The organism is Dethiosulfatibacter aminovorans DSM 17477 (genome assembly GCF_900142005.1).
GTDB lineage: Bacteria > Bacillota > Clostridia > Tissierellales > Dethiosulfatibacteraceae > Dethiosulfatibacter > Dethiosulfatibacter aminovorans.
This window is the reverse complement of the sequence record NZ_FQZL01000020.1, coordinates 61,615-71,485: the sequence shown is the minus strand read 5'-3', so window position 1 is coordinate 71,485 and position 9,871 is coordinate 61,615. Positions and strand designations below refer to the sequence as shown.

At 39.3% G+C, this 9,871-nt stretch carries 8 protein-coding genes and 1 riboswitch; of the genes, 6 read left to right on the top strand and 2 right to left on the bottom strand.

The features are described from left to right. On the bottom strand, nucleotides 1–2,274 hold a 2,274-nt coding region (locus BUB05_RS12620; protein ID WP_139258013.1), incomplete at its 3' end, for an Ig-like domain-containing protein. A gap of 293 nt (nucleotides 2,275–2,567) precedes the next feature. Next, nucleotides 2,568–2,677, bottom strand: a riboswitch (cyclic di-GMP riboswitch). A gap of 176 nt (nucleotides 2,678–2,853) precedes the next feature. Here BUB05_RS12620 and BUB05_RS12615 point away from each other — a divergent pair. After that, the gene (locus BUB05_RS12615; RefSeq protein WP_073049976.1) at nucleotides 2,854–3,396 is read left to right on the top strand and encodes a 2'-5' RNA ligase family protein; all 543 of its coding nucleotides are present in this window, start codon (nucleotides 2,854–2,856) and stop codon (nucleotides 3,394–3,396) included. After that, nucleotides 3,396–4,109, top strand: coding sequence for a DNA alkylation repair protein (locus BUB05_RS12610; RefSeq protein WP_073049975.1), 714 nt, complete (start codon nucleotides 3,396–3,398; stop codon nucleotides 4,107–4,109). The genes BUB05_RS12615 and BUB05_RS12610 overlap by 1 nt, the downstream gene beginning before the upstream one ends. 86 nt (nucleotides 4,110–4,195) lie before the next feature. On the opposite strand, the gene BUB05_RS12605 is transcribed toward BUB05_RS12610, so the two are convergent. Beyond that, a complete protein-coding gene (locus BUB05_RS12605) occupies nucleotides 4,196–4,582 on the bottom strand; it encodes a winged helix-turn-helix transcriptional regulator (protein WP_073049974.1) in 387 nt (128 codons plus the stop codon). A gap of 417 nt (nucleotides 4,583–4,999) precedes the next feature. On the opposite strand from BUB05_RS12605, the gene BUB05_RS12600 reads away from it, so the two are divergent. From BUB05_RS12600 to BUB05_RS12585, 4 genes are all read left to right on the top strand, one after another. Continuing rightward, nucleotides 5,000–6,562, top strand: a complete 1,563-nt coding sequence (locus BUB05_RS12600; protein WP_073049973.1) for an acyl CoA:acetate/3-ketoacid CoA transferase — start codon at nucleotides 5,000–5,002, stop codon at nucleotides 6,560–6,562. A gap of 22 nt (nucleotides 6,563–6,584) precedes the next feature. Then, nucleotides 6,585–7,373 (top strand): acyl-CoA dehydratase activase, encoded by a 789-nt coding sequence (locus BUB05_RS12595; RefSeq protein ID WP_073049972.1) that lies wholly within the window; start codon nucleotides 6,585–6,587, stop codon nucleotides 7,371–7,373. Nucleotides 7,374–7,455: 82 nt separating this feature from the next. Continuing rightward, a complete protein-coding gene (locus tag BUB05_RS12590; RefSeq protein WP_073049971.1) occupies nucleotides 7,456–8,724 on the top strand; it encodes a 2-hydroxyacyl-CoA dehydratase subunit D in 1,269 nt (422 codons plus the stop codon). Further along, a complete protein-coding gene (locus BUB05_RS12585) occupies nucleotides 8,724–9,848 on the top strand; it encodes a 2-hydroxyacyl-CoA dehydratase subunit D (RefSeq protein WP_073049970.1) in 1,125 nt (374 codons plus the stop codon). Before BUB05_RS12590 ends, BUB05_RS12585 begins: the two co-directional genes overlap by 1 nt. The last annotated feature ends 23 nt before the right edge of the window (nucleotides 9,849–9,871 follow it).

Here is a 9,871-nt window from a genome sequence, read left to right as displayed (position 1 = left end):
GTTAGTGCTTCTTGACAGGGGAACGCCACCGACGTTGATGTTTACGGATGCACTCACTACAGTAATACCAGCAGAACTTGAAGTCAAGTCAACAGTAGCCTGACCGCCGGAAGTGGTTGTCACGTTGGACAAAGCACCAGGGCCGGAATCAATGTAGAAGTTGACGGTAGTGCCGTTAGGAGCGTTTATCCATCCGTTACCTTCATCTATCATGACAGTAGCAGTGAAAGTATGAGTATCGTTAATTTCATTAGTATCGTCTGCAGCAATGCTTATTTTTGCGTCAACCCAAGTTTTGGTTGCAGGGCCGCTGTTGTTACCAGTACCATTTGTTGAAACATCAAAATCAAGACTTCCAATACTAAATGCAGCATGTGCAGTTACAGTTGAAACTCCAGCTGAACTTGAAGATATTGTAAATTGAGCTTCTCCAGCTGAATTTGTTATAGCTGAACCTGTAACAGGTGTTCCAAAGTTGTTTGTGAAATCAACAGTTATATTAGAACCAGCGGAATCCCAAGTGTCTCCACCATCACCGCTTAGCTGAACTGTAGCTGTGAAAGTATGGGTAGTACCAACTTCATTGGTTGCATTATTACCGATCAAAATTCTAGCTTCAAGACGTACATTACCAAAATCATTTCCAGTAGAAACTGATCCAGGATAGAATACTTCTTTGTAATAACCAACTGCTGGACATGTTTGTTCATATCCATCCTGAGGAACTTCTCTTACATGCCATACTTGTTCATCTGTTGGACTTTCTACAGGAACCATGCTTGAAGGCCAAATTCCGGTGATTTCATAATAACCTGTTGAGTCAGTAGTAGCGAAGTGTTCGTTTTCATCCCATTCTTCGTTGTTGTTATAGTCTACATAGATTTTCCATCCTTCCATGCCTGGTTCGTATGTATCAGGAATTCCATCTCCATCTGAGTCGTAATTATCTCTTACGCCATTGGCGTTCATATCATGGAACTTGTATCCGGATTTAGTAGATAAGTCATAACCTAGAACTCCCCATTCCTCAAAACCGTCGTTTCCTCCTACAGAAAGAAGGCCGTCTTCTTCAAGTGATGGCTCATAATGATTAGAGTAGTGAAGTGATATTAAATCCAATGCTGGATCATCAGGCTCATTATTTGGAATGGCATCTCCATCGCCGTCAATTTTGGTTAAATCTTCAATTCCTCCAGCTTTAGGTTTTTTTTCACCTTCAGCAGGTACCATTGTAGTATATTGTGTATATCCAAAGTCGCAGGCAAACACTACGTATTCCATTGTTAAATCGAACCATTCGTGTGGAACATACAATTTATAGTCAGCTTTACCGCTACCTTCGTTTACCATATAATCCATGACAACAGATCTGTTTACATGATCATAGTATAAAGGGTCTCCGGTATCAACATCGACTACCAGAGGGTTGTATCCATAATCTGATAGATATCCTCCAGTAGCATATGGTGGATATAGTGCAGGTGTAGTATATTTAGGTACTGTTGGGGCTGGAGCGCTTCCAAAGTATCCATCGAGGTCCCAAACGAGTACAGCTTTCTGGTCGGTACCATCCTCGTATGTATTGTTGTTCAACCCTACATCCTCCCAAAGAGTATGATGTTTAAAATAGTATGGAGTAGAAGGGTAATTAGGATCCGGAGCAGGTGCTAGTTCCGGATAGGCTACGTATTGACCAATGCCATATTGGTCATTTGTCTGCCATATCTGGAATACCTCCCAAACTGTATGAGATTCACCTGTCAACTGATTGATGTCAACAGCAAACTCACGGTATAGTATGCCGTCAATATTAACAACGGGAACTGCATCCAATGGAAGTGCTCTGGTTTTTGCATTGTCTTCATCGAATACATATTTTTGATTAGCTTTTACTTGGTCCGTATTGACACCACGTTCCTCAACGGAGTAGGCTGCTTTGTCCTTGGCGCTTATAGCCAGATAGGTATCGAAGCCACCTGTTCCTGCAGCTTGGTCACTGGGCCAGTAACTCAGTAAAGCACCATTGATTTCTTCTGCAAGATAGGTTTTTTCATTGTCTGGGATTTGATTTTCATCAAATGGAGCAGGTCCATCATCGAAATAATCCCATAATGACTCTGCATGCATGAAAATTACATTCGCAGGGTCTGCTGGTTGTTTGTCAGCACCTCCATCAGCAAAAGCAATAGTCGTGCCAATGATAAATGTCAATATAATCATGAGTATAAGTATTTTTACATACCACCCAGAGTTATCGTCTTTATTGACATTCATAATATTTTCTCTCCTTTCTTAATATATTTTCTCTATGTCTCTGCATAAATATAAAAATGAACTTTAAATATAAACACCACCTCCTCGTATTTGATTTTATAAAAATTAATAATATTTCTCACCTCCAAAAAAATGGAACCGACTGATGAAAAACTAAATATTGTGAAAAACATAATTAAAAGTTGCTGGTGTAAACCTGGGGTTCGAAATTCAATTAATATTTCTATTGGGTATAAACCTTTGCAATCCAAAAGCGAAAGCGAATTTGTCATTTAAAAAGACTGCTGAAGAAAATCAGCAGTCAGACAGTCATAATATTAAGATAATCGATCGAGCCAAAAAACATTATCTTAGACTCACGACTTTGCGTCCCCGGTTTTCGCCGGGTTTGCCCTTAGAAACATTAGATTATATATATTTATTATACCATATTTCAGCAGGAAATAAAATAATTTAAATGAATATTCATACACGAAAGAGATGTTTTTTGAAGGTTAAAATTTTCCAAGCTGAATACAACAGATTGATGAAAATCTTCTCTTTTATGATATAATTATTAATAAAGGGAGGATTTTTATTATGGGATATTCTGTTGAACTGCATTTCGATGAAGAAAGCGAAGATATAATAAAGAGATACTGGAAAATCCTTTATGATGGAAAGGGTGGAAAGTTCATGCATATCCATGGCAAGAAGCCCCATATTTCTCTTGCCCTTTATTACCAGGAGATGGAGCATATAGACACCTTGAAGGAACTGGTTGTTTCAAATTTTGAAAATATGGAAAAATTCAAGCTGCATTTTGCAAGCGTAGGGGTCTTTCCCGGAAACGACAGGGTGACATTTCTAAATCCAAAGCCTTCTCCCAAACTTTTAAGCATACAGAACAAGCTTTATAGTGACATCAGAAAGCACAAGATAAAGAAGTACTATTGGGGACACTACAAGCCCAAGGTATGGACTCCCCACTGTACCATGATTGTAAATGAAGATATTGAAACAAATTCCATAGGGATAGACCTTTTGACAAAAATCTTCGAGCCTTTTGAGGTCACAGTGGAAAAAGTGGCCCTTGTCGAATTTTATCCCTACAAGTGTCTTCTGGAAATGGAGCTACTATAATGAACAAGGTTGCAGAAATTAGAAAAGAACTGGAAAAATACATAGATGATGAAAAAGCAGAATTTTTGCCGCGTTTTTTCAAGACAGGAGAAGGGGAATACGGAGAAGGCGACAAGTTCATAGGAGTTACCGTACCAAACCAAAAAAAGGTGGTGCAGAAATTCTACAAAGAAGCTACGCTGGATGATGCTGTCGAGCTTTTACATTCCGAGATACATGAGCACAGGCTGACTGCATTGCTGCTTCTTGTCAAGAAATTTGAGAGGTCGAAAGATGAAGATCATAAAGAGAAAATATACAGTCTGTACATTGAAAACACTGATTGTGTGAACAACTGGGATCTTGTGGATTCATCCGCCCACAAGATTATGGGACCTTATCTCGAAGAGAGGGATAAGGGAATACTATATGAATTCGCTGAAATGGACAATCTCTGGAAACAGAGGATAGCCATAATTACAACCTATCATTTTATAAAGAACAGGGAATATGACGACGCCTTGAAGATCAGTGAAATGCTCCTTAACCACGAACATGATCTGATTCACAAGGCGGTAGGATGGATGCTAAGAGAAATAGGCAACAGGGATTACCAGGTTGAATATGATTTCCTGGAAAGATTCTACAATGAGATGCCCCGAACAATGCTAAGATACAGCATAGAAAAATTCAATGAAAATATTAGAAAGAAATTCTTAAAGGGAGAAATTTGATAATTTAATACAATCTGAAAACAAGAACAGGCAGTTCATATCCAACCGGATATGTTGACTGCCTGTTTTTTGCTGTTCTTATGACATTACTTTTTTGACTTTTCTTCCTTGATTACCGTTTCCTGAAGTGTCGTATCTATTTCAACATTGAATCTGTCGGAATAGCTTCTTCCCCATTTGTACATGGATTTCAAGACAGGAACAAAAACCTTGCCTTCCTCAGTTAGTGAATATTCAACCTTTGGTGGTACAACAGGATAAACCTTCCTGTGGATCAATCCGTTTTCTTCAAGGTCCCTCAGCTGATGAGTAAGCATTTTCTGAGTCACTCCGGGGAGCCTTTTTTTTAGTTGGCTGAATCTAAGAGTACCGTTTCTAAGATGCCACAATGTAACACATTTCCACTTGCCTCCAATAAGGTCTATTGACAGTTCCAAAGGACAGCGATATATCTTGTCTGATGCTCCGCTCATAACAATACCTCCTGGTATATTTATAGTTTCAAAAAGTGGGGTATATATCAAAAAGATAGTAGATATATATGTGGTAACTACATCTTGATAAAACCATTATGGATATAAATTATCATACAACTTGTGAATAGAATATACAAGGAAAAAATATAAAAGAATAATAATTAATTATAAAACTACTGAAATTAAGCGAATTTGTGTCTTGTTACAAAACATAAACTAGGTAGTATATACCTTACATAGTATCTTTATGTATACTATAATACAAAAAAGTGCATACTTGTATCATTTGACGAAATGGATTAACATTGACTTACAGAAACAAATAACCCAAAAAAGAGTTACATAAAAGCTGCAATAGTCAGATAGCTTAAGAATAAAGACTAGAGGTAATATATTTTATAGTTGGAGGTAAACATGGAAAAGGTAAAAGTATTAACGGCAAGTGAGGCGGTAAAATTTGTTCAGGATGAACATACCCTTGTCACCAGTGGATTTGTTGGGAACTGTAACCCGGAGGCTTTAAACAAGGCATTTGAAAAACGATTTCTTGAAACAGGCTCGCCAAGGGATATTACATTTTTCTATCCTGCATCACAGGGAGATAGAAGCGGTAAGACAGGTGGAGACCATTACGCACACGAAGGCCTGTTGAAAAGGGTAATTGCAGGGCATTATGCAACTGCACCTAAGCTTGGAGAGTTTGCTCTTGCAAACAAGTGTGAAGCTTACAATCTTCCACAGGGAGCCCTTGTATATCTTTTAAGGGACATGGCTGGTAAAAGGCCTGGAACCCTTACTCATGTGGGATTGGATACATTTGTCGATCCTAGAAACGGCGGAGGAAAAGTAAACGAAAGAACCACTGAAGATTTGGTTGAACTTGTGAATATTGGTGGAGAGGAAAAACTTCTTTACAAAACTTTCCCTGTTGACGTTGCCTTTATAAGAGGAACATATGCAGATGAATACGGCAACATCTCCCTTGATAAGGAAGTTGCAACTACGGAAGTTACTTCAATAGCACAGGCGGTAAAAAACAACAACGGCAAGGTTGTAGTTCAAATAGAGAAAATAGTTGAAGCAGGGTCATTGAATCCGAAACTTGTAAAGATACCTGGAATCTATGTTGATGCAGTTGTAATCGCAGATCCCGAAGATCACGAACAGTGTCTTGGAAATGAATACAATCCAGGTTTGAGTGGTGAAGCAAGAGTCGAAGTATCGGATGATGTTGAAAAAATACCTATGAGCGCTAAAAAAGTAATCGGAAGAAGAGCAGCTATGGAGCTTGGAAAGAACACTGTTGTAAACTTGGGTGTTGGAGCTCCTGAATATATTGCTACAATCGCCGGTGAAGAAGGAGTATCACAGTATGTAACCCTTACTGTTGAGTCTGGAGCAATCGGTGGAGTACCTCAGGGTGGAGCTGCTTTCGGTTCAAGTATGAATCCTCATGCAATCATCGACCAGCCATATCAGTTTGACTTTTATGATGGCGGTGGACTTGATGCTGCATTCTTGGGACTGGCGGAATGTGATGAGAAGGGAAATATCAATGTAAGCAAGTTTGGACCTAAACTTCCAGGTTGTGGTGGTTTCATAAATATTACGCAAAACTCCAAAAAAGTATTCTTCTGTGGTACATTCACTGCAGGTGGATTAAGAACAAAAATTGAAGACGGCAATATGGTCATTGAGAATGAAGGAAAAAAACTCAAGTTCATAAAGGAAGTTGAACAGGTTACCTTCAGTGGAAGATATGCGAACAAGACTGGCCAGCCTATTCTGTACATAACTGAAAGATGCGTATTTGAACTCAGACAAGACGGTTTGTGGCTTATAGAGATCGCACCTGGAATCGACATGCAGAGCCAAATTCTTGATTTGATGGAATTCAAGCCGCACATAGCAGATGAAGTTAAATTGATGGATGAAAAACTTTTTAGAGAAGAAAACATGGGACTGGAATTGAAATAGTAAAAAATAAGAGGTGACAACTATGTATACAATGGGAATCGATATAGGATCAGCATCATCTAAAGCGGTCATTCTTAAAGACGGCAAGGAAATAGTGTCAACTGCTGTTGCGCAGATAGGAACAGGTTCAACCGGACCCAGCAAGGTAATGGCTGAAGTTCTTGAAAAGGCAAACTTGACGGAAAAAGATATTGAAAAAACTGTTACTACGGGATATGGAAGGTTTTCAATAGATATGGCAGACAAGCAGTTCAGTGAAATAAGCTGTCATGCCAAAGGGATACATTTCCTTATACCAACGGCAAAAACTATAATTGATATCGGTGGTCAAGATGCAAAGGCAATTAAGCTTGACAAGACAGGACGGGTAAAGCAGTTTTTCATGAACGACAAGTGTGCTGCCGGTACCGGAAGATTTCTCGATGTAATGTCAAGGATACTTCAAGTCGACTTGGATGAAATGGGTGATTACGATTCCATGGCTGACGAACCATCTGTTGTAAGCAGTACATGTACAGTGTTTGCTGAATCGGAGGTAATATCACAGTTGTCAAGAGGTCTCAAGAAACAGAATATCATTGCAGGTGTCCACAACTCAACAGCTGCAAAAGCATGCAGTCTTGCATATAGGGCAGGTGTTGAGGATGATGTTGTAATGTGTGGCGGAGTTGCACAGAACAGCGGTGTTGTGAGGGCCATAAGCATGGAGCTTGGTACAAATGTTATTGTTGCTCCGAATCCTCAGACTACAGGTGCATTAGGGGCAGCAATTTATGCTTATGAAGCAACCCTGGCAGAAGAAGCTATATAAGACTTACAGATTGGACAAACCGCAAAATACGATAAAAGCCTGCGGATAACACCGTAGATAAACTATAAAGAGAGGATATAATATGAGTGATGTAAAAGATTTAAAGGATATGAAGGCAAAAGAGCTCCTGGGATATTTTCAGGCAAAATTGGATGAAGAAGCAAGACAGGCCAAGAAAGACGGAAAGCTTGTATGCTGGTCTGCATCTGTAGCACCGCCTGAGTTTTGTGTTGCTATGGACATAGCAATGGTATATCCTGAGACACATGCTGCCGGAATAGGAGCAAGAAAGGGAGCGCCTGATATGCTTGAGGTTGCAGACAGAAAGGGATACAATATTGACACCTGTTCATATGCAAGAGTAAACCTTGGGTATATGGAGCTTTTGATGGAAAAGGCACGTACGGGAGTTACCCCTGAAAAACTGGCTAACTCACCTGGCGCAGACATTCCACTACCTGATATAGTAATAACATGCAACAATATATGCAACACTCTTTTGAAATGGTATGAGAATATTGCAGTTGAGCTGGATATACCATGTATAGTGATTGATGTTCCATTCAATCATACAATGCCTATCCCTCAATATTCAAAGGACTATATCGCAGACCAGTTTGACGAGGCAATAAGAATACTTGAAGAAACTACTGGAAAAAAATTCGATTATGACAAGTTCCTGGAAGTGCAGAAACAAACTCAAAGATCTGTTGCCCAGTGGAACAGGCTTGCAGCCCTTGCGTCACACAAACCTTCACCTTTGAATGGTTTTGACCTCTTTAGTTTTATGGCTCTTATAGTTTGTGCCAGAAGTCTTGAATATTCGGAAATAACCTTCAAGAAGTTCGCGGATGAACTTGAAGATAACCTCAAGAATGAAATATATGCATTCAAGGGTAATGAAAAGACAAGAGTCACATGGGAAGGAATCGCAGTATGGCCTTACCTTGGACATACTTTCAAGGGACTTAAGAGCCAGGGAAGTATCATGACCGGTTCAGCTTATCCAGGTATGTGGAATCTTGAATATACACCTGGAGACATGAGTTCAATGGCTGAAGCATATACTAGAATATATATAAATACATGTCTTGACAACAAGGTTAAGGTACTTGGAGACATCATATCAAACGGAAAGTGTGACGGTATTCTTTATCATCAAAACAGAAGCTGCAAGCTTATGAGTTTCCTGAACTATGAAACTGCTGAAATGCTTCATGAAGAAAACGGACTTCCATATGTAAGTTTTGATGGAGACCAGACAGATCCTAGAAACTTTGCACCTGCACAGTTTGACACAAGGATACAGGCACTTGATGAAATGATGAATGAGACTTTGGAGGCAAAATAATGAGTAGAATAGATGCAATAATAAATGAACTAACAGAAATTTCAAAAAATCCTGCAAAGGCTGTAGAGGATTTTACTAGCAAGACAGGAAAGGGTGCTGTGGGTGTAATGCCTGTATACGCGCCAGAAGAACTCATACATGCAACAGGATACCTTCCTGTAGGAATCTGGGGCGGACAAAAGAGTATTAAGAAAGCAAGAACATACCTGCCTCCATTTGCATGTTCAATCATGCAGTCTGTAATGGAAATGCAGATAGAAGGTGCATATGACGATATGAAGGCAATACTTATGTCGGTTCCTTGTGATACATTGAAATGTCTTAGTCAAAAATGGAAGGGAACATCACCTACAATAGTATTTACACACCCTCAAAACAGGAAGATAAAAGGAGCCAACAAATTCCTGGTTGAAGAATTCAAAATAGTAAAAAGCAAGCTTGAAAACATCCTGGGCCTTGAAATCACTGATGAAGCAATTAATAAAAGTATAGAAGTCTACAACGAGAACAGAAGTGTAATGAGAGAATTTACAAAGGTTGCAGCAGACTATCCTGAGATCATCGACCCCATAAAAAGACATGCTGTAATAAAATCAAGATTCTTCATGGAAAAATCGGAGCATACTGCTTTGGTGAAGGAACTTAACGAAGAAATCAGCAAGCTTGAAAAGAAGGTATGGAAGGGCAGGAAGGTTGTTCTTACAGGAATAACAGCAGAGCCTGACGAACTTCTTGAAATATTCAAGGAATATGATATAGCCGTTGCAGCAGATGACCTTGCTCAGGAATCAAAGCAGTTCAGAATAGATGTGCCTGCAGGAGATGATCCTTTATTAAGACTTGCACAATGGTGGCAGGATTTTGACGGATGTTCACTTGCAACAAACGTTGAAAAGCCAAGAGGTCAGATGCTTATAGACATGGTGAAGGATAACGGAGCGGATGCGGTTATAATCTGTATGATGAAGTTCTGTGACCCTGAAGAATTCGATTATCCAATTTACTATCAGCAGCTTCAGGATGCTTCAATCAACAATATCTATATAGAAATAGACCAGGAAACTACTTCATTTGAGCAGATAAGGACTAGAATCAATAGTTTCAGTGAAATGATCAGCCTCTAGTATAAAATTTAATAAATAATGCA

Excerpts from the sequence above, each read along its gene's own strand:
- BUB05_RS12615 (WP_073049976.1), top strand. The coding sequence starts at position 2,854 with ATGGGATATTCTGTTGAACTGCATTTCGATGAAGAAAGCGAAGATATA.
- BUB05_RS12610 (WP_073049975.1), top strand. The coding sequence starts at position 3,396 with ATGAACAAGGTTGCAGAAATTAGAAAAGAACTGGAAAAATACATAGAT.
- BUB05_RS12605 (WP_073049974.1), bottom strand. The coding sequence starts at position 4,582 with ATGAGCGGAGCATCAGACAAGATATATCGCTGTCCTTTGGAACTGTCA.
- BUB05_RS12600 (WP_073049973.1), top strand. The coding sequence starts at position 5,000 with ATGGAAAAGGTAAAAGTATTAACGGCAAGTGAGGCGGTAAAATTTGTT.
- BUB05_RS12595 (WP_073049972.1), top strand. The coding sequence starts at position 6,585 with ATGTATACAATGGGAATCGATATAGGATCAGCATCATCTAAAGCGGTC.
- BUB05_RS12590 (WP_073049971.1), top strand. The coding sequence starts at position 7,456 with ATGAGTGATGTAAAAGATTTAAAGGATATGAAGGCAAAAGAGCTCCTG.
- BUB05_RS12585 (WP_073049970.1), top strand. The coding sequence starts at position 8,724 with ATGAGTAGAATAGATGCAATAATAAATGAACTAACAGAAATTTCAAAA.